The sequence below is a fragment of the Streptomyces sp. NPDC048353 genome, from assembly GCF_055587165.1.
On sequence record NZ_JBVJGU010000003.1, the window covers coordinates 583,819 to 601,753 of the forward strand.

The 17,935-nt window shown below is 72.9% G+C and carries 19 protein-coding genes and 1 tRNA gene; 4 read left to right on the plus strand and 16 right to left on the minus strand.

The genetic code is table 11. From position 1 onward, the window contains the following. Nucleotides 1–61: 61 nt before the first annotated feature. The 3 genes from ACZ6RC_RS12885 to ACZ6RC_RS12895 all read right to left on the minus strand — a co-directional run bounded on the left by ACZ6RC_RS12885 (nucleotide 62) and on the right by ACZ6RC_RS12895 (nucleotide 2,047). Entirely contained in the window at nucleotides 62–868 is an 807-nt protein-coding gene (locus ACZ6RC_RS12885; protein ID WP_391135359.1) for an SAM-dependent methyltransferase, read from the minus strand. Between the two features lie 78 nt (nucleotides 869–946). Beyond that, the gene (locus ACZ6RC_RS12890; RefSeq protein ID WP_137992288.1) at nucleotides 947–1,183 is read right to left on the minus strand and encodes a DUF397 domain-containing protein; all 237 of its coding nucleotides are present in this window, start codon (nucleotides 1,181–1,183) and stop codon (nucleotides 947–949) included. Next, the gene (locus ACZ6RC_RS12895; protein ID WP_469581811.1) at nucleotides 1,184–2,047 is read right to left on the minus strand and encodes a helix-turn-helix domain-containing protein; all 864 of its coding nucleotides are present in this window, start codon (nucleotides 2,045–2,047) and stop codon (nucleotides 1,184–1,186) included. A 210-nt stretch (nucleotides 2,048–2,257) separates the two neighbouring features. Here ACZ6RC_RS12895 and ACZ6RC_RS12900 point away from each other — a divergent pair, with 210 nt between their 5' ends. From ACZ6RC_RS12900 to ACZ6RC_RS12910, 3 genes are read left to right on the plus strand one after another with little or no spacing between them, the layout of a single operon-like run. Next, a complete protein-coding gene (locus tag ACZ6RC_RS12900; RefSeq protein WP_469581816.1) occupies nucleotides 2,258–2,791 on the plus strand; it encodes an ATP-binding protein in 534 nt (177 codons plus the stop codon). A 5-nt stretch (nucleotides 2,792–2,796) separates the two neighbouring features. Beyond that, nucleotides 2,797–3,243: a hypothetical protein gene (locus tag ACZ6RC_RS12905; protein WP_469581819.1), complete on the plus strand. Its 447-nt coding sequence runs from the start codon at nucleotides 2,797–2,799 to the stop codon at nucleotides 3,241–3,243. Next, nucleotides 3,212–3,922: a class I SAM-dependent DNA methyltransferase gene (locus tag ACZ6RC_RS12910; protein WP_469581822.1), complete on the plus strand. Its 711-nt coding sequence runs from the start codon at nucleotides 3,212–3,214 to the stop codon at nucleotides 3,920–3,922. The genes ACZ6RC_RS12905 and ACZ6RC_RS12910 overlap by 32 nt, the downstream gene beginning before the upstream one ends. 72 nt (nucleotides 3,923–3,994) lie before the next feature. On the opposite strand, the gene ACZ6RC_RS12915 is transcribed toward ACZ6RC_RS12910, so the two are convergent. The 10 genes from ACZ6RC_RS12915 to ACZ6RC_RS12960 form a co-directional block, all read right to left on the minus strand. Further along, a tRNA-Leu gene (locus ACZ6RC_RS12915) sits at nucleotides 3,995–4,082 on the minus strand. Nucleotides 4,083–4,282: 200 nt separating this feature from the next. Next, on the minus strand, nucleotides 4,283–5,287 hold the full coding sequence (locus tag ACZ6RC_RS12920; protein WP_469581825.1) for a sugar phosphate isomerase/epimerase family protein: 1,005 nt from the start codon (nucleotides 5,285–5,287) through the stop codon (nucleotides 4,283–4,285). Nucleotides 5,288–5,300: 13 nt separating this feature from the next. Further along, nucleotides 5,301–6,500, minus strand: a complete 1,200-nt coding sequence (locus tag ACZ6RC_RS12925) for a Gfo/Idh/MocA family protein (RefSeq protein ID WP_469581828.1) — start codon at nucleotides 6,498–6,500, stop codon at nucleotides 5,301–5,303. A gap of 77 nt (nucleotides 6,501–6,577) precedes the next feature. Beyond that, complete coding sequence (locus tag ACZ6RC_RS12930; RefSeq protein WP_469581831.1) at nucleotides 6,578–7,615, minus strand: substrate-binding domain-containing protein; 1,038 nt, start codon at nucleotides 7,613–7,615, stop codon at nucleotides 6,578–6,580. Nucleotides 7,616–7,707: 92 nt separating this feature from the next. Further along, nucleotides 7,708–8,712, minus strand: coding sequence for an ABC transporter permease (locus ACZ6RC_RS12935; protein WP_469581834.1), 1,005 nt, complete (start codon nucleotides 8,710–8,712; stop codon nucleotides 7,708–7,710). Then, complete coding sequence (locus ACZ6RC_RS12940; protein ID WP_469581837.1) at nucleotides 8,709–10,250, minus strand: sugar ABC transporter ATP-binding protein; 1,542 nt, start codon at nucleotides 10,248–10,250, stop codon at nucleotides 8,709–8,711. Before ACZ6RC_RS12940 ends, ACZ6RC_RS12935 begins: the two co-directional genes overlap by 4 nt. A 174-nt stretch (nucleotides 10,251–10,424) precedes the next feature. After that, nucleotides 10,425–11,606, minus strand: a complete 1,182-nt coding sequence (locus ACZ6RC_RS12945; protein WP_469581840.1) for an ROK family transcriptional regulator — start codon at nucleotides 11,604–11,606, stop codon at nucleotides 10,425–10,427. 205 nt (nucleotides 11,607–11,811) lie between these two features. Further along, entirely contained in the window at nucleotides 11,812–12,474 is a 663-nt protein-coding gene (locus ACZ6RC_RS12950; RefSeq protein WP_469581844.1) for a class F sortase, read from the minus strand. Nucleotides 12,475–12,622: 148 nt separating this feature from the next. Then, complete coding sequence (locus tag ACZ6RC_RS12955; RefSeq protein WP_469581848.1) at nucleotides 12,623–13,381, minus strand: hypothetical protein; 759 nt, start codon at nucleotides 13,379–13,381, stop codon at nucleotides 12,623–12,625. 165 nt (nucleotides 13,382–13,546) lie between these two features. Further along, nucleotides 13,547–14,494 carry a beta-ketoacyl-ACP synthase III gene (locus ACZ6RC_RS12960; protein WP_453611553.1) on the minus strand — a complete coding sequence of 316 codons (948 nt, stop codon included), beginning with the start codon at nucleotides 14,492–14,494 and terminating at the stop codon, nucleotides 13,547–13,549. A 358-nt stretch (nucleotides 14,495–14,852) separates the two neighbouring features. Here ACZ6RC_RS12960 and fdhD point away from each other — a divergent pair, with 358 nt between their 5' ends. Further along, nucleotides 14,853–15,701 carry a formate dehydrogenase accessory sulfurtransferase FdhD gene (fdhD, locus tag ACZ6RC_RS12965; RefSeq protein WP_469582844.1) on the plus strand — a complete coding sequence of 283 codons (849 nt, stop codon included), beginning with the start codon at nucleotides 14,853–14,855 and terminating at the stop codon, nucleotides 15,699–15,701. A gap of 164 nt (nucleotides 15,702–15,865) precedes the next feature. Here the strand turns inward: fdhD and ACZ6RC_RS12970 are convergent, their stop codons facing one another. Genes ACZ6RC_RS12970 through ACZ6RC_RS12980 form a run of 3 tightly spaced genes read right to left on the minus strand, consistent with a single transcriptional unit; the run spans nucleotide 15,866 to nucleotide 17,863 of the window. Further along, nucleotides 15,866–16,249, minus strand: coding sequence for a (2Fe-2S) ferredoxin domain-containing protein (locus ACZ6RC_RS12970; protein WP_469581853.1), 384 nt, complete (start codon nucleotides 16,247–16,249; stop codon nucleotides 15,866–15,868). Continuing rightward, nucleotides 16,246–16,767 (minus strand): isochorismatase family protein, encoded by a 522-nt coding sequence (locus ACZ6RC_RS12975; protein WP_469581856.1) that lies wholly within the window; start codon nucleotides 16,765–16,767, stop codon nucleotides 16,246–16,248. The genes ACZ6RC_RS12970 and ACZ6RC_RS12975 overlap by 4 nt, the downstream gene beginning before the upstream one ends. A 28-nt stretch (nucleotides 16,768–16,795) precedes the next feature. Then, the gene (locus tag ACZ6RC_RS12980; protein ID WP_453611560.1) at nucleotides 16,796–17,863 is read right to left on the minus strand and encodes a bile acid:sodium symporter family protein; all 1,068 of its coding nucleotides are present in this window, start codon (nucleotides 17,861–17,863) and stop codon (nucleotides 16,796–16,798) included. Nucleotides 17,864–17,935: the final 72 nt, after the last annotated feature.

A 17,935-nucleotide genomic window follows, 5' to 3' on the forward strand; every position in this document is an offset into this window, starting at 1 on the left:
CTGCCGGGGACGCCGAAGCCCGCGGGCCGTTACGGCCCGCGGGCTTCGGCCCGGCGTACGGTCAGAGCTTGCGGGCGACGCCGGCCCAGCCCGGGATCGGGTCGTCCCCGAGCACGGGGACCGGCTCGCCCAGCTCCGGGTGCCATGCGGCGGTCAGGGAGACACCGGGCTCGACCAGCTCCATCCCGTCGAAGAACGCGGCCAGTTCGTCGCGCGAGCGCGGCCGCAGGGTCAGCCCCCGCGCCTTGTACATCCCGACGGCTCTCGCCGCGCCCTCGGGGTCGAAGTCGCCGGTGACATGGGAGAGGACGAGATAGCTGCCCGGGGCCAGCTTCTCGACGATCTTGCCGACGAGGTCGTAGGCGCCGTCCTCGTCCCCGACGAAGTGCAGCAGGGCCAGCATCGACAGGGCGATGGGCTGGTCGAAATCGAGGACCTTTCCGGCCCTTTCGAGGATGACCTCGGGCTCCCGGGCGTCCGCCTGGATGTACTCGGTGGCCCCTTCGGGCGTCGAGCGCAGCAGCGCGGCCGCGTGGGCGAGGACGATCGGGTCGTTGTCGCAGTAGACGATCCGCGACTCCGGCGCGACCTCCTGGGCGATCTGGTGCAGGTTGGGCTCGGTCGGGATGCCGGTCCCGATGTCCAGGTACTGGCGGACGCCTTCGGCGCCGAGCCAGCGGATGGCGCGGTGCATGAAGGCCCGGTTGACCCGGGCCATGTCCCGGCCGCGGGCGTCGACGGTGAGGAGCTGGCGGGCCATCTCCTCGTCGACCGGGTAGTTGTCCTTGCCGCCCAGGAACCAGTCGTACATCCGCGCCGGATGCGGCTTGCTCGTGTCGATCCGTACGGCTGCGGGGTCCTGGGTCATCGGCGCTCCTGGTCGGCGGAGAGGAACTGTGGTCAGTGGAGCAAGAGTTACGCGACGGTAGGGGTGTGATGGAAGGGGTCAGGTCAACAGAAAGTCGGCTTGACCTGATTTCGCCCCCTGAATGAAGGCGGCGATCTCTCCGTGCGTGTAGATGAGCGCGGGTCCCTCAGGGTCTGCGGACTGTCGCACGGCGACTCTGCCGTCGGCCAGCTTCATGGCTTCCACGCAGTTGCCCCCGTTCCCGCCGCTCCACGGCTTGTGCCATCCCTCGGCACCGAGATCCGCGGCGGGCATGCCGTTGTATATGCGATCCATTCACAGCTCCTCGCGGAGATCCCGGAGGATCTCCTTCGTACGTTGTGCAGTCGCGGCCTGGGCCGCCATGCGGTCCATGACCTCGAGATGGGAAGCCACCTCCGGGCGCGCGTCGAGATAGACCGCGCCGGTCAGGTACTCGCTGTAGACCATGTCCGGGAGTTCGGGCATGGCGAAGCGGAAGAGGACGAACGGTCCGTAGGTGCCGGGGTGGTGGCCGGACGCGAACTCCGCGATCTGCAGGGTGACGTTCGGCAGCTCGGACGCTTCGAGCAGCCGGTCGAGCTGGTCGCGCATCACCTGGGGCCCGTCGCCGACCGGTCGGCGGAGCACCGTCTCGTCCATGATGACCCAGAACGTCGGGGCGTCGTCCCTGGTCAACAGGGACTGCCGCTCCATCCTCAGGGCCACGTGACGTTCGATGTCCTCGGCATTGCTGCCGCCCACCGCCCCGCTGCGCAGAATGGCACGGGCGTACGACTCGGTCTGGAGCAGACCGGGAATGAACTGTGGTTCATAGGCCCGGATGAGGCTCGCGGCCCCTTCCAGGCTGACGTACATGGAGAACCAGCCGGGCAGCACGTCGTGGAACCGCTGCCACCAGCCGGGGAGATTGGCCTCCTCGGCGAGGGCGATGAATCCCTCCGCCTCGGATTCCGTGATGCCGTACGCCTTCAGCAGCAGCTGGACGTACGGGATCTTCAGCGCGACTTCCGCGGTCTCCATCCGCCGGATGGTGGCCGGGGCGACCCGGAGGACCTTGGCCGCCTCTTCCCGCTTCAGGCCGGCCCGCTCGCGCAGGTCCTGCAGTCGCTTGCCGAGAACGACCTGTCCCACCGTGGGGGCGGACCGCGGCTCGCTCACTCTCAGACCTCCCCGACGCGCTGTTGGGACCGAGTGTGCCATGAAGACGGCCAGAGAGAACACAGCACTCTGCAATTTTCAGAGTGCCACTTGCCAAGTGTTCGCTTCGGGAGCAGAGTGTTCCGGTGAACCAGTACGCGCTGCTGCCGCGCGCCGCCGCGGTGGGGGCGACGTACGGCACTGCTTACCCACTGTTGTGAGGAACCGGTCGTGGCTTCTGGTAACGCGCTCCCCTCAGGCCTTCTGCGCCCCCGCGTCACGACCCAGCGCCCACGGACCGACACCCCTCGCACGGACACCTCGCACACGGCCACCCCTCCCCTGGGCTCCTCGGGCTCGCACGACATCCGCCGTTTCGCCTTCGAGCTTCCTGCCCGCACCGTGGCCGTGGCACGCGCCCGCAGACTGGCGGAAGAGCGCCTCATCCTCTGGGGCTGCGATCCGGAGATACGCGACACGGTCACGCTCATCGTCTCCGAGCTGGTCACCAACGCCGTCGTGCACACCGCGAGCAGCCGGGTCGTCTGCGAACTGCGCGAGGGCGAGGCGCGGTTGCGCATAGCGGTACGGGACGAGGGCGGGGCCGCCGATCCGCGGATACGCGACTGCGGCGAGGAGGAGCGCGGCCGGGGGCTCGTCCTGGTGGACGCCCTGTGCAACGCGTGGGGCGCGGACAGCACCGGGCACGGGACGGCCAGAATCGTCTGGGCGGAGCTGGCCCACGGCACGGGGCAGCCGTGCTGAGGTCGATGGCGACGCTGCTGACGCCGCGAGCCCGCCGCGCCCCGGACGCCGGTTCGACCCGGTTGGTGGTTCCCCCGCAGCTGCGTACGACGCTGGGCTGCGACGCCGTGGGCGTCCCGGCCCGCTACGGCTTCCGGGTGCTCTCCCGGCTGCCCGCGAAGGGCTGTGTGTACGCGGACACCGACTGGTGGTGGTGGCTCGTGCCGGCCGGTTCCGACCTGGATCTCCGGTGGCCGATGCCGGCCTGTTACGCCCCGGGCGCCGAGATCCCCGACCGCGGTCCGCGGCTGATCCACCATCCCGACGGCACCTCGCCGTACACCCCGCCGATCCCCCTCTATCTGCTCGCCTGCCAGCTGACGGGCACCGCGCCCTCCTGGCCGCCGCCGGGCGGGCCGGCCGACGGCGTAGTGTCGGCACATGTTCTCCCCCCAGGGCCCGACAGCCCGTGAGCTGATGGTGCAGGCGCTCTCCTCGGTGGAGCGCGGCTACGACCTGCTGGCGACGTCCTTCGACGAGACTCCGTTCCGCACCTCGGACCGGCTGCTGGCCGCGGTGAGCGACACGCTCCGACCCCTGGGCCCCTTCGGGACCGGCCTCGACGTGTGCTGCGGCACGGGCGCCGGCCTCTCCGTCCTCGGGTCGGTGTGCGCGAAAGGGATCACCGGGGTCGACTTCAGCGCGGGGATGCTGGCCGAGGCCCGCCGCGCCCATCCGGAGGCGGCCCTGGTGCGCGCGAACGCGCTGGCGCTGCCGTTCGCCGGGGCCTTCGACCTGGCGGTCAGCTTCGGCGCCTTCGGTCACTTCCTCCCCCGCGAGCAGCGGCCGCTCTTCGCCCAGGTCCACGCGGTTCTCCGGCCGGGCGGCACGTTCGCCTTCCCGCTGCCGGCCCCGCCGCGCGTCGGCTCGCTGCCGTACTGGACGCTGCTCGGCTTCGACGGGGTGATGCGGGTGCGCAACGCGGTGCGGCGGCCGCCGTTCGTCATGTACTACCGCACGTTCCGCCTGGCGGACGTCCGCGCGAACCTGGAGCGGACGGGCTTCTCGGTGGACCTGCTGCCGATGGAGTCCCTGGGCCGCCGGCCGGACGGGAGCCCGCACTGCCGCCTGGTGGTGGCACGTCGGGCGTAGGTCGTGGAAGCACGGAGTCTTCCGGGCAACGAAAAGTGCCGGTCGAGAGTGATCTCAACCGGCACTTTCGTGTGGTGTCCGAGGGGGGACTTGAACCCCCACGCCCGATAAAGGGCACTAGCACCTCAAGCTAGCGCGTCTGCCATTCCGCCACCCGGACCAGGTGTCTGTCGCTCCGGGGTGTTCCCCGCGGCGACATGGATAACTCTACCAGGGGTTCGGGGTGCGTTTCACCGGCATTTCCCGTGGTCAGTGACGTGCGGGGGCCCGCAGGCCCCCCCACGGGCGGCGGGTGGGGCGGTGCTTGTACGAGCCGTCACGGGGCACGTACGCGGCGTAGCGCCCTCGCGGACACCGGAGTCAGTGCTCGCCGCCGAAGGCCGCGTCGAAGGAGGCGGACGGGGGATCGAAGTCGTATCGCCTGAGGACCGAGAGGGCCTCGGGGGCGCCGGTCAGCCGGTCCATGCCGGCGTCCTCCCACTCCACCGAGATCGGACCGGCGTAGCCGATCGAGCGGAGCATGCGGAAGACGTCCTCCCACGGCACGTCGCCGTGCCCGGCGGAAACGAAGTCCCAGCCGCGCCGTGGATCGCCCCAGGGCAGGTGCGAGCCGAGCCGGCCGTTGCGGCCGTCGAGCCGGCGCCGGGCCTCCTTGCAGTCGACGTGGTAGATCCGGTCGCGGAAGTCCCAGAGGAACCCGACCGGGTCCAGGTCCTGCCAGACGAAATGGCTCGGGTCGAAGTTCAGGCCGAACGCCGGACGGCGGTCGACCGCCTCCAGGGCGCGCTGGGTGGTCCAGTAGTCGTACGCGATCTCGCTGGGGTGGACCTCGTGCGCGAAGCGGACGCCCTCGGCGTCGAAGACGTCCAGGATGGGGTTCCAGCGGTCCGCGAAGTCCTCGAAGCCGCGCTCGATCATCCGTTCCGGGACCGGGGGGAACATCGCGACCAGGTGCCAGATCGACGAGCCGGTGAAGCCGACGACGGTGTCGACGCCCAGGGCCGCCGCGGCCCGCGCGGTGTCGGCGAGTTCGCGGGCGGCCCGGCGCCGTACCCCTTCCGGTTCGCCGTCCCCCCAGATCCGGGCGGGGACGATCGCCTGGTGCCGTTCGTCGATCGGGTGGTCGCAGACGGCCTGGCCGACCAGATGGTTCGAGACGGCCCAGCACGTCAGCCCGTACTTCTCCAGGAGCGCGCGCCGCCCCTTGACGTACGACGGGTCGGCGAGCGCCTTGTCGACCTCGAAGTGGTCGCCCCAGCAGGCGAGTTCGAGGCCGTCGTAGCCGAAGTCGCGGGCGAGCCGGCAGACCTCCTCCAGGGGCAGATCGGCCCACTGGCCGGTGAAGAGGGTGAAGGGACGGGGCACGGCACGGCCTCCTTTACGTCGGTACGGGGGTGTAGACGGCGTTCTTGCCCGCGCTCTCCTCCACGGCGGCCAGGACCCGCTGGACCTGGAGCCCGTCGGCGAAGGACGGGGCCGGGGAGGCGCCGGAGGCGATGGCGAGGACCAGGTCGCGGGCCTGGTGGACGAAGGTGTGTTCGTAGCCGAGTACGTGTCCGGGCGGCCACCAGCCCTCCAGGTACGGGTGGCCGGGCTCGGTCACGAGGATGCGGCGGAAGCCGGCGGTGCCGGCCGGCTCGGTGTGGTCGTGGAAGGACAGTTCGTTGAGCCGCTCCAGGTCGAAGGCGAGGGATCCCTTCTCCCCGTTGATCTCCAGGCGCAGGGCGTTCTTCCGGCCCGCCGCCACCCGGGTCGCCTCGAAGGAGGCGAGCGCTCCGGAGGCGAGCCGCCCGGTGAACAGCGCCGCGTCGTCCACCGTCACCGCGCCGTACGCGCCGGCGCCGGGGCCCCGGGACATACCGGCCGCCGCCGCGGCGGGCAGGGGGCGTTCCCGGACGAAGGTCTCGGTGAGCGCCGACACCCCGACCAGCGGCTCCCCCGCCAGGTACTGCGCGAGGTCGACGGCGTGCGCCCCGAGGTCCCCCAGCGCCCCCGAGCCCGCGTGCTCCCGCTCCAGGCGCCAGGTCAGCGGGAAGGCGGGGTCGACCAGCCAGTCCTGGAGATAGGTGACCCGTACGTGCCGCAGCGCGCCGAGCCTGCCGTCCGCGATCAGCCGGCGGGCGTACGACAGGGCGGGCACCCGGCGGTAGTTGAAGCCGACCATGGCGACCTGGCCGCGGGTGGCCGCCGCGTCGGCGGCGGCCACCATGGCCTCGGCCTCGGCGACCGAGTTGGCGAGCGGCTTCTCGCACAGGACGTGCTTGCCCGCCTCCAGGGCGGCGACGGCGATCTCCGCGTGGCTGTCGCCCGGGGTGCACACGTCCACGAGCTGCACGTCGTCGCGGGCGACGAGGGCCCGCCAGTCGGTCTCGGCCGCCGCCCAGCCGTGCCGGTCGGCGGCGGCCCGGACGGCCGCCGCGTCACGGCCGGCGACGGCGGCGAGGACGGGGCGCAGCGGCAGGTCGAAGGCGCGGCCCGCGGTGCGCCAGCCCTGCGAGTGGGCGGCTCCCATGAAGGCGTACCCGACCATCCCGACGCCGAGGGGCGGCGGCGCGGCCCCGTTCTCCGGCTGTTCCATACGGTTCCTCCGTCTCGTGTTGCGCCGCACGGCGTGCGGTGTGCGGCGCGCGGTGTCGGTGTGCGGCGCGGGCCCGGTCAGTTGAAGCCGGTGGGCAGGTACTCGTCGACGTTGTCCTTGGTGACGACGGCGGAGTAGAGGGTGAGGGAGGCGGGGATCTCCAGCTCCGACAGGCCTCCGACGCCCTTCTTCTGGCCGAGGGCGCGGGCCAGGTCGATGGCGGAGGCGGCCATGGTCGGCGGGTAGAGGACGGTCGCCTTGAGGACGCTGTCGTCGGCCTTGATGGCGTCCATGGCGGACTTGGCGCCGGCGCCGCCGACCATGAGGAAGTCCTTGCGGCCGGCCTGGGCGATGGCGCGCAGCGCGCCCACGCCCTGGTCGTCGTCGTGGTTCCAGAGCGCGTCGAAGGAGCTCTGTGCCTGGAGGAGCTGGGCCATCTTGGCCTGCCCGGACTCGACGGTGAAGTCGGCGGCCTGACGCGCCACCTTGCGGATGTTGGGGTAGTTCTTGAGGGCGTCGTCGAAGCCCTGGGTGCGCTGCCGGGTCAGCTCCAGGCTGTCCATGCCGGCCAGTTCGATGACGGTGGCGTCCGGCTTGCCCTTGAGCTTCTCACCGATGTAGCGGCCGGCGTTGAGGCCCATGCCGTAGTTGTCGCCGCCGATCCAGCAGCGGTACGCCTGCGGGGAGGCGAAGACCCGGTCCAGGTTGACGACGGGGATGCCGGCCTTCATGGCCTGGAGGCCGACCTGGGTGAGCGCCTTGCCGTCGGCGGGGAGGATGACCAGGACGTCGACCTTCTTGTTGATCAGGGTCTGGATCTGGCCGATCTGGGCGGCGGTGTCGTTGGAGCCTTCGGTGATCTCCAGGGTGACGTCGGCGTACGTCTTCGCCCGGTTCTTGGCGTTCTGGTTGATGGCGTTGAGCCAGCCGTGGTCGGCCTGGGGACCGGCGAAGCCGATCGTGACGGGGGTGCCGGGCTTGTCGTCGGCGGCGGGGGCGTTGCTCGCGGCCGTTGCCTGGCTCTTGGGCTCGTTGCTGGTGCAGGCGGTGAGCAGGGCGCCGGCGGAGACGGCGGCGGTGCCGAACAGCAGTCCTCTGCGGCTGGTTTCTGGCATGGCGAGGGATCCCTTCGGGGGTGAGGGCGTTACGGGGTTCGGGTTCGGGGTTCGGGGTTCGGGGGCAGCGGCGGGGAGGCCGGGGCGGTGGGTCAGGGCTCGCCGTGGCGCAGGGTGCGGTGCTGGACCAGGACGGCGGCGACGATGATCGCGCCCTTGGCGATCTGCTGGACGTCGCTCTGGAGATTGTTGAGCGCGAAGATGTTGGTGATCGTCGTGAAGACGAGGACGCCGAGGACGGAGCCGACGATGGTGCCGCGCCCGCCGGTGAGCAGGGTGCCGCCGATGATCGCGGCGGCGATGGCGTCGAGTTCGTAGAGGTTGCCGTTGGTGTTCTGGCCCGAGCCGGACAGGACGATCAGAAGGAAGGCGGCGATGCCGCAGCACAGCCCGGAGAGCAGGTAGAGGTAGAGCCGCTGGCGGCGGACGTCGATGCCGGCGAGGCGGGCGGCCTCGGCGTTGCCCCCGACGGCGACCGTGCGGCGTCCGAAGGTGGTGCGGTTGAGGAGCAGCCACCCGGCGGCCGTGACCGCGGCGAAGACGAGGACCAGCGGCGGGACGCCGAGGACGTAGGCGTCGGGGATGCCGAGGTCGAGGACGGAGTCGACGGTGACGATCTGGGTGCGGCCGTCGGTGATCTGCAGGGCGAGGCCGCGGGCGGAGGCGAGCATCGCCAGCGTGGCGATGAACGGCACCAGGCGGCCGTAGGCGATGAGGAGACCGTTCACCAGGCCGCAGCCGGTGCCGACGACGACGGCGGTGAAGAGGATGCCGGCGAAACCGTACTCCTGGGTGGCGAGCGTGGTCGCCCAGACGGAGGCGAGGGCGACGATGGCGCCCACCGAGAGGTCGATGCCGCCGCTGGTGATGACGAAGGTCATGCCGACCGTGACGACGCCGATCACCGAGGCCTGGGTGAGGACGAGTTGGAGGTTGGAGGTGGCGAGGAACTCGTCGGGCCTGGTGAGGCCGCCGACCGCGATCAGTACGGCGAGGACCCCGAGCAGGGAGAGGGTGCGGACATCGGCCCGGAGGCCGGGCCCGCGGCCGGCGCCCTCCTGCGCGGGCACGGGCGTCTTGGCGGTGGACAGCGTCATGCCGTCGGGCTCCCTTCCATCACGAGGTCGAGTACGCGGTGTTCGTCGAGGTCACCGGCGGGCGCCGTGTGGACGACCCGGCCCTCCCGCAGGACGAGGACCCGGTCGGCGAGGCCGAGCACCTCCGGCACCTCGCTCGACACGAGAAGGACGGCGAGACCGTCGTCGGCGAGCCGGCGGATGACGGCGTACAGCTCGGCGCGGGCTCCGACGTCGACGCCCCGGGTGGGTTCGTCGAGCAGCAGGACCCGGCAGCCGCGCAGCAGCCATCGGGCCAGGACGGCCTTCTGCTGGTTTCCGCCGGAGAGGGTGCGGACCGGGGCGTCGGGGTTGTCGGGCCTGAGGGAGAGCTCGCGGGTGGCGGTGCGGGCGGCGGAGCGTTCGGCGGCGCGGTCGATCCAGCCGGCGCGCGAGAAGCGGGCGAGCGAGGAGACGGAGACGTTGCGGGTGACGGACTCCAGCAGGAGCAGGCCCTGCGCCTTGCGTTCCTCCGGGGCGAGGCCGAGCCCTGCGCGGACGGCGGCGCGCACGCTGCCCGGGCGCAGCGGACGGCCGTCGACGAGGACCCGGCCGGCGGTGGGCCGGCGGGCGCCGTAGATCGTCTCCAGGATCTCGGAGCGGCCGGAGCCGACGAGTCCGGCGAGGCCCACGATCTCGCCCGGCCGCAGGTCGAGGTCGAGGGGCGCGAACTCGCCGGCGCGGGCGAGGCCCCGGACCTGGAGGACGGGTGCGCCGGCCGCCGGCCCGGCCGGTCGGGCGGGGAAGACGTACTCGACGTTCCGGCCGGTCATCAGCGCCACGACCTCCCGGGTGGGGGTGGATCCGGCGGGCAGACCGCCGGCCACGGCCCGGCCGTCCTTGAGGACGGTGACGCGGTCGCCGATGCGGCGGATCTCCTCCAGGCGGTGGGAGATGTAGACGACGGCGACGCCCTCGGTGGTGAGGTCGGCGACGATACGGAAAAGGTTCTCGACCTCGTCGGGGTCGAGGGCGGCCGACGGCTCGTCCATCACGATGAGCCGGACGTCGTGGGAGAGCGCGCGGGCCATGGAGACGATCTGCCGCTGGGCGGCGGAGAGTTCGCCGACGAGCCGGGCCGGGTCGATCTCCGGGTGGCCGAGCCGCCGCAGCAGCGCGGCGGCGGTGGCACGGGCGACGCGGGCGCGGACGACGAAGCCGGCGGTGGTGGGTTCGTGGCCGAGGTGGACGTTCTCGGCGACGGAGAGCCCTTCGACCAGGTCGAGCTCCTGGTAGATGGTGGCGATGCCCAGGCGCATGGCGGCGGCCGGAGAACGGAGGTGGACGGGTTCGCCGCACCAGGTAATCCGTCCGCCGTCGGGCTGGTGGGCGCCGGCGAGGACCTTGATGAGGGTGGACTTGCCCGCGCCGTTCTGGCCGAGGAGGCAGTGGACCTCTCCGGCGGCGACCTCCAGGTCGACGCCGTCCAGGGCCCGGACGCCGGGGAAGGACTTGGTGATGCCGGACATGGTGAGCAGCGGTGGTGGAGGCGGGGGCGGTGAGGGCGGGTGCGGTGCCATGACGAAGTTCCCCTCGGCGGACGCGGGTTGCGCCTGAGCGGGTGGGAGGTGACGGGGTGCGGGCGGGAGGTACGGGGGTGGCTGAGGTGACGAGGTACGCGAGGTGACGAGGTACGTGAGGTGACGAGGTGCGGCGGGCAGGTGCGGCGGGCAGGTGCGGCGCCGGTGGCGGTTCTACGCCGGGGAGAAGAGGTGGTCGCTGATGAGGCGGGCCGCGCCGGTCACTCCGGCGGCGGGACCCAGCTCGCCCAGCACGATGGGGAGGTTGCCGGTGGCCAGGGGCAGGGACCGGCGGTAGACCTGGGTGCGGATGCTGGCGAGGAGGGTGTGACCGATGCCGGTGACCCCGCCCCCGATCACCACCAGACCGGGGTTGAAGAAGCTGACGAGTCCGGCGATGACCTGACCCACCCGGTCGCCGCCCGCCCGGATGAGGTCGAGCGCGGTGGCGTCTCCGGCCGCGGCCGCCGCGGCGACGTCCACGGCGGTGAGCCGGCCGGCGGCCGCCAGGCGGACGGAGAGCTCCTCCGACCTGCCCGCGCGCGCCGCCTCCTCGGCGTCGCGGGCGAGGGCGGCACCGCTGAAGTGCGCTTCCAGGCAGCCCTTGTTGCCGCACGCGCACGGGCGGCCGTCCGGTTCGACCTGGATGTGCCCGATGTCGCCCGCGCTGCCCGTCGTACCGCGGTGGACCTGGCCGCCGACGACGATGCCGCAGCCGATGCCCGTCCCGATCTTGACGCAGAGGAAGTCGGCGACCGACCGGGCGACGCCCGCGTGCTGCTCCCCCATCGCCATCAGATTCACGTCGTTGTCGACCATGACGGGGCAGCCGAGTTCCTGGCTGAGCGCCTCCCGGACGGGGAAACCGTCCCAGCCGGGCATGATCGGCGGCGCGACCGGAACGCCCTCGGGGAAGCGGACGGGGCCGGGGACGCCGATGCCGGCGCCGTCGAAGCCCTCGGCAAGCCCCGAGGCGCGGAGTTTCGCCGCCATCGCCAGGGCCTGCTCGAAGACGGCGACGGGGCCCTCGCGGACGTCCATCGGGTGGTTGAGGTGCCCGAGGACCTCCAACTCGGCGTTGGTGACGGCCACGTCGATCGAGGTCGCGCCGATGTCGATGCCGAGGAAGCGCAGTCCGGGGGCGAGCCGGATGTTGTGCGAACGGCGTCCGCCGCGTGAGGCGGCGAGGCCGTCGGCGACGACGAGGCCGGTGTCGAGGAGCCGGTCCACCTCGACGGCGAGCTTGGAACGGGAGAGGTCGACCCGGTCGCCCAACTGGGCGCGGGAGTGGGGGCCTCCGTCGCGCAACAGCCGGAGCAGTCGCGCCTGGTGCGCGTTGGCGGGTCGTGCCGTCATGCGTCTCACGCGCCCCTCCCGAGTCGGAACCGTCGGCGTGCGTCGCGCCGTACGCGGCGCTGTCCGTCGCGCTTTCGAGGGGAACGTAGCAGCGGCGTCCTGGAGTGGGAAGAAGTTGCGCAGCAACCGGTGCGACTTTTTCCTGACTGAGGACAAAGGAGTCTTGGGGCTTCGGTCTGCCGCCGAGCGGGGTTCCCGGTGCGGATCAGCGCACGGCGACCAGACGGGCCGAGACGACGACGTTGCCGTCGTACCCCTTCTCCGGGGAGAAGCTCCCGCCGCAGGTGATCAGGCGCAGCTCGGGGTGTCCGGTGGCGCGGTAGATCCGGGCGGCCGGGAAGTTCTCCTTCGGGACGGTCTCGACGCCGTACACGGAGAAGACGGCGGTCCTGCCGTCCACGCGGGTGATCTCGATCCTGCGCTCCCGGGTGAGCGAGCCGAGTTCGAAGAAGACGGCCTTGCCGTCGGGGGTGTCGACATGGCCGACGAGGACGGCGGTGCCCTGTGCACCCGGGGTGACGGAGCCGGTGAACCAGCCGACGAGGTTCTTCTCGTACGCCGGCGGGGTCGCGATCCACCGCCCGGCGTCCAGGCCGACGTCCGTGACGGGCGCGTCGATGCGGGCGGCGGGGACACGCAGCCGCTCGGGGGGCGAGGCGGGCAGGGGCGCCGGGGCCCGTACGGGGGTGGCTGCCGCGACGTGGCCGGGGGCCGCGGCGGGGAGGGGCCGGGGCGGGCCGCCGGCGCGGTACTCCGCCGTGCCCGCCCGTACGAGATGGACGCCGACGAGCAGGACGACGACCACGACGCCCCAGGCGCCGCGCGTGCCCGGGCCCGCCCCCGGCGCCGGACCGCTGATTCCCCGCACGACCGCTCTTTTCCCTTCTTCCGTGTCCGTGTTCCGGCTCTGACTTCTCGGGTGGTCTCCGCTCCGGGACCGGCGGAGGGGGCGCCCCTCCGCCGCGGGCCTCGTCACCCCGGGCGGAGGGGCCGTTTCGGGGTCCCGACGTCCCCGCTCAGGCGGGTCCGTCGGCGCGGCGGCGGCGGAGCGTCAGCCAGGCGGCTCCGCCGAGGGCGCCCGCGATCAGCACGCCGCCGGCGACCACCTCGGCGGTGTCGAGCCGGCCGTCGGCGCCGCCGAAGCCGGCCCGGACCCCGTGGTCCGCGGCGGTGCCGGCGGGGTGGGATCCGGTGGAGCCTGAGGGATGGGCTCCGGCGACCTGGCCGCCGGTGGATCCGCCCTGCGTGGGGTGACCGCCGGTCGCCTGACCGGCGGGGACGTGCCCTCCGGCCGTCGGCGCCTCGGGGGCCTGAACGTCGAGGGCCGGATCGTCCTGGGCCGGGGCGTCAGGCGTCGGGGCGTCCGGGGCCGAGGTGTCCGGCGTCGGCCCGCCGGCCGTGTGCCCGCCGGTCGTGGGGCCGCCGGCCGGAGCTGCGATGGTCAGGGAGGTCGTCCCCCGTTCGCCCTCGCAGTCGAAGGTGACGTCGTACGCCGCACCGACCTTGGCCTCCGCGTCGACGGTGGCGGTGCCCGTGCGGCCCTCGTCCAGCGTGACGGTGTCGAAGACACCGGACTCGGCGGTCACGAACGGGACCTCGCACCCCTCGGAGGTGAGGGTGACGGTGCCGCCCGGCGCCACGCTCGAGGGCGTGACGGCGAAGGCGAAGGACGTGATGTCGTTCCCGGTGCCCTCGTCGGCGAGGGCCGCGACCGCGCCGAGCGGGACGGCCAGCGTCACGAGCAGGGCGGCGGAAGCGACATGTACGGCGCGCACGGCGGCCTCCCGGTCACGCGAGGGGCGCCTACGGACGGATTCCGTGTGCGGCGCGGGACGACCCTCACCCCGATCGAAGCTAGATGCGCCCCCGGCACCCCGCCACCGGGCTCCGCCGAACGGGAGCGGGACTCCGCCGGTTGCCACACCGGCCGGCCACACCCCCTACGGGACGCGGACGATCTGCCCGGCGTACGAGAGGTTCCCGCCGAAGCCGAAGAGCAGGGCGCGCGAGCCGGAGGGCAGCTCACCGCGCTCGACCAGCTTGGCGAGGGCGAGCGGGATGGAGGCGGCCGAGGTGTTGCCGGAGTCGACGACATCGCGGGCGACGACCGCGTTGACGGCGCCGATCTTGGCGGCGAGCGGCTCGATGATCCGCAGATTGGCCTGGTGGAGGACCACCCCGGCGAGGTCCTCGGGCGTGATGCCCGACCGCTCGCAGACCTCGCGGGCGAGCGCGGGCAGCCGCTGGGTCGCCCAGCGGTAGACGGACTGGCCCTCCTGGGCGAAGCGGGGCGGGGTGCCCTCGATCCGGACGGCGTTCCCCATCTCGGGGACCGAGCCCCAGAGCACCGGTCCGATGCCCGGCTCCTGGCCGTCGTCCGTGGCCTCGACCACGGCCGCCCCGGCGCCGTCGCCGACGAGGACGCAGGTGGTGCGGTCGGTCCAGTCCGCGACCTCGGTCATCTTGTCGGCGCCGATGACCAGCGCCCGGCGGGCCGCCCCCGCCCGCAGGGCGTGGTCGGCGGTGGCGAGCGCGTGGGTGAAGCCGGCGCACACGACGTTGAGGTCCATGGTGGCGGGCGACCCCATGCCGAGCCGGGCGGCCACCCGGGCGGCGGTGTTGGGCGACCGGTCGATCGCCGTGGAGGTGGCGACGAGGACCAGGTCGATGTCGGCGGGGCCCAGCCCGGCGGCGGCCAGGGCCTTGCCGGCGGCGTGGGCGGCCAGCTCGTCCACCGGTTCCTCGGGGCCGGCGATGTGGCGGGTCCTGATGCCGACCCGGCTGCTGATCCAGGCGTCGCTGGTGTCGACCAGCGCGGCCAGGTCGTCGTTGGTCAGTACCTTGGCGGGCTGGTAGTGCCCGAGCGCGGCGATTCGAGTGCCCGTCATGCCCGGGACCCCCTTGGGTTCGAGTGGTGCGTGGTGCGTGGTGCAAGCAGGAACCACCCAGTCTTGCCAGCGACTGATGGGTAACAGGACACGTAAACCACCAATAATCGCCCGTACCTGTTGGGAGACCGTGACAACGGGGCCGGTCGGGGCCGGTGGGGCGAGGAGGGACGGACGGGGCGGCTTCTGCCCCGTGAGACCGCCGTCCGGGCGGGCCGCGACCTCACGGTGCGGCGTGCAGGACAATGAGACCGTCGAGGTCACCACCTCGTCGCGCGACGACCCGGCGGCCGGCGGCTACCTCCGCGGCGAGGGCCGGTGCGGTTCTCCGATCACGCACAGAATGGGTGGGGCCACCATGGGACGGGTCACCGAGCGACGGCGCGTCATCCGGATCCGCGCGGGGGCCGTGACCACGCGCCCCGACACGCTGGTGGCCGAGGAGCCGCTGGAGATCCGTCTCGACGGCAAGCCGCTCGCCGTCACCATGCGCACCCCGGGAGACGACTTCGCCCTGGCGGCCGGGTTCCTCGTGAGCGAGGGGGTGCTCGGCGCCGCCTCCGACGTACGGAACATCGTGTACTGCGCGGGAGCCACGGAGGACGGCGGCAACACGTACAACGTGGTGGACGTGCGGCTGGCTCCCGGTGTCACCCTCCCGGACATCACCCTGGAGCGGAACGTGTACACCACGTCGTCGTGCGGGCTGTGCGGCAAGGCCAGCCTGGACGCCGTGCGGACCACCACCCGCTACCCGATCGCCGACGCTCCCCCGGTCCGGATCACGCCCGAGCTGCTCGCCGGCCTCCCCGACCGGCTGCGGGCCGCGCAGCGGGTCTTCGACCGGACCGGCGGTCTGCACGCGGCGGCGCTCTTCACCGAGGACGGGGAGCTGCTGGACGTACGGGAGGACGTGGGGCGCCACAACGCGGTCGACAAGCTGATCGGCCGCGCGCTGCGGGAGGACCGGCTGCCGCTGGACCGGGCCGTGCTGCTGGTGTCGGGCCGGGCCTCGTTCGAGCTGGCGCAGAAGGCGGTGATGGCGGGGATCCCGGTCCTCGCGGCGGTCTCGGCACCGTCCTCGCTGGCCGTGGACCTGGCGGCCGAGACGGGGCTGACGCTGGTCGGCTTCCTGCGCGGCCCGGACATGAACGTGTACGCGGGTGAGCACCGGATAGCCCTCGGGGCCGAAGCCCCCCGGGGCTGACCGGGGCAGAGCGGGGCCGCCGCGGGGGTCCCGTGGCCGCACCGGCGGAACGGCGACCCGGCGGCCCCGGGCGCAAAGACCCGGCGACCCGAGGGAGCGGCGGCCCGGCGGTCGGCGCACCCCCTCGTGCCGCCCCGCGCCCCCGGACCCGTCCCTTCCGGGCGTCAGTTCTTCGGGGGCTCGATCATCTGGAGGGTGAGGGTGGCCGGAGGGTCGGCGACTCCGGGGCCGCCCGCCGCCGTCCAGGCGAGGATGTCGTCGAGGCAGTCGTCGTCGGCGGTCCAGCCGATCCAGGCGGCCCGGCCGCCCCGGCGGCGGCCCTCGGCGGAGGGCTGGACCACGACCACGTTGGCCTGTGCGCACGGGCCCAGACAGTCGCTGGTACGGACGATCAGCCGGCCGCCGGAGGCCGCGGCGGCCTCGCGCAGCCGGGCGAGCTGGCCGGCGTGGTCGGTGCCGGGGTGCTTGCGGGCGTCGCCGCAGCAGCAGCCCCGGCAGACGACCAGGGAGCAGGGGCGGGCGCCGTAACGTATCGGGACCCGGTTCACGCGGGTCCGTCCAGGGTGATGTCCGCGGCCGGGGCGACCGTGCCGAGGCGGGGGAAGTCGAGGGTGACGGAGGCGCGGTGCTCCTCCGCCGTGAAGGCGGTCATGACGTCCTCGGCGAAGACGACGTCGTAGCCGAGGTCGCAGGCGGCGCGGGCGGTCGACTCGACGCCGAGGTTGGTGGCGATGCCGCCGAAGACCAGCGTGGTGACGGAACGCGCGGCCAGGAGCTCGTGGAGCCCGGTCCCGTGGAACCCGCCGATCGTGCGCTTCACGACCACGCGGTCGCCGTCGTGGACGGGCGCGGGGACGAGGTCGCTGCCGGGCGGCTGGGTGTCGATGTTCGGCCGTTCCACCCTGATGTGGACGGCGGGGGCGCCGGCGGCGCGGAAGGTCGTGGCGAGCCGGGTCGCGGCGGCGACGACGTCCGTTCCGGGACGGGGGGCGAGGGGCAGCGCGACGATGCGTTCCATCAGGTCGACGAGAACGAGTGCGGTGCGGCCGGGATCGAGTGCGGGCATGGGAGCACCGTAACCGTCCCGTTGATCTTCACGGGCGGGGTGTGGATGTGATCTCGCCACGCCGGGGAACAGCCCGGGAGGCTGTGACCGTACGAGGGTCCGGGCCGTGGGCGGGCTCCGGCTCGGGGTCGCGGGAGCGGCGCTTGGCGATCACGGCGCAGACCATCAGCTGCATCTGGTGGAAGAGCATCAGCGGCAGCACCGCGAGCGAGGCGTGGGCGCCGAACAGCACGCCCGCCATCGGCAGTCCGGCCGCCAGGCTCTTCTTCGAGCCGGCGAACTGGATCGCGATCCGGTCCTCGCGCCCGAAACCGAGCCGCTTCGCGCCGTACCAACTGACCGCGAGCATCACCGCGAGCAGCACGGCCTCCACGGCGAGCAGCAGCCCGAGCCGCGCCGGGGTGACCTGGTGCCAGATGCCGGCGACCATGCCCAGGCTGAAGGCGGTGTAGACGACGAGGAGGATCGAGCCCCGGTCGACGTGGCCGAGGCCCTTCTTGTGCCGGACCAGGAAGCCGCCGACCCAGGGGCGCAGCAGCCGCCCGGCCAGGAACGGGACGAGCAGCTGGAAGACGATCTTCAGGAGCGAGTCGGCCGAGAGACCGCCCGTGGTGCCGCCCAGCAGCGCGGCGGCGAGCAGCGGGGTCAGCACGATGCCGGCCAGCGAGGAGAAGGAGCCCGCGCAGATCGCGGCCGGCACGTTCCCGCGCGCGATCGAGGTGAAGGCGATCGAGGACTGGATGGTGGAGGGGACCAGGCAGAGGAAGAGGAACCCGCTGTACAGCTCGGGCGGGAGCACCGTCGGCACCAGGCCACGGGCGGCCAGGCCGAGGAGCGGGAAGGCGACGAAGGTGCAGGCCAGGACGGTGACGTGGAGCCGCCAGTGCCGGAGTCCTTCGAGGGCCTCGCCGGTGGAGAGCCGGGCGCCGTAGAGGAAGAAGAGGAGGGCGATCGCCGCCGTGGACGCGCCGTTCGCGAGGACGGCCGCCGTGCCGGAGGCCGGGAGCAGGACCGCGAGACCGACCGTACCGAGCAGCGCCAGGACGTACGGGTCGATCGGCGGCCGGGACGGCAGAAGGGTCGTACGACGGCTCATGGGCTCCACTGCTCTCGGACGCGGTGCGTGCCCTGCCATCCTGACCCCTCCCCCTTTGATCGGGAATCCCGT

Excerpts from the sequence above, each read along its gene's own strand:
- ACZ6RC_RS12910 (WP_469581822.1), top strand. The coding sequence starts at position 3,212 with ATGTTCTCCCCCCAGGGCCCGACAGCCCGTGAGCTGATGGTGCAGGCG.
- ACZ6RC_RS12960 (WP_453611553.1), bottom strand. The coding sequence starts at position 14,494 with ATGACGGGCACTCGAATCGCCGCGCTCGGGCACTACCAGCCCGCCAAG.
- ACZ6RC_RS12980 (WP_453611560.1), bottom strand. The coding sequence starts at position 17,863 with ATGAGCCGTCGTACGACCCTTCTGCCGTCCCGGCCGCCGATCGACCCG.
- fdhD (WP_469582844.1), top strand. The coding sequence starts at position 14,853 with ATGGGACGGGTCACCGAGCGACGGCGCGTCATCCGGATCCGCGCGGGG.
- ACZ6RC_RS12925 (WP_469581828.1), bottom strand. The coding sequence starts at position 6,500 with ATGGAACAGCCGGAGAACGGGGCCGCGCCGCCGCCCCTCGGCGTCGGG.
- ACZ6RC_RS12975 (WP_469581856.1), bottom strand. The coding sequence starts at position 16,767 with ATGCCCGCACTCGATCCCGGCCGCACCGCACTCGTTCTCGTCGACCTG.
- ACZ6RC_RS12935 (WP_469581834.1), bottom strand. The coding sequence starts at position 8,712 with ATGACGCTGTCCACCGCCAAGACGCCCGTGCCCGCGCAGGAGGGCGCC.
- ACZ6RC_RS12885 (WP_391135359.1), bottom strand. The coding sequence starts at position 868 with ATGACCCAGGACCCCGCAGCCGTACGGATCGACACGAGCAAGCCGCAT.
- ACZ6RC_RS12945 (WP_469581840.1), bottom strand. The coding sequence starts at position 11,606 with ATGACGGCACGACCCGCCAACGCGCACCAGGCGCGACTGCTCCGGCTG.
- ACZ6RC_RS12890 (WP_137992288.1), bottom strand. The coding sequence starts at position 1,183 with ATGGATCGCATATACAACGGCATGCCCGCCGCGGATCTCGGTGCCGAG.
- ACZ6RC_RS12930 (WP_469581831.1), bottom strand. The coding sequence starts at position 7,615 with ATGCCAGAAACCAGCCGCAGAGGACTGCTGTTCGGCACCGCCGCCGTC.
- ACZ6RC_RS12905 (WP_469581819.1), top strand. The coding sequence starts at position 2,797 with ATGGCGACGCTGCTGACGCCGCGAGCCCGCCGCGCCCCGGACGCCGGT.
- ACZ6RC_RS12940 (WP_469581837.1), bottom strand. The coding sequence starts at position 10,250 with ATGGCACCGCACCCGCCCTCACCGCCCCCGCCTCCACCACCGCTGCTC.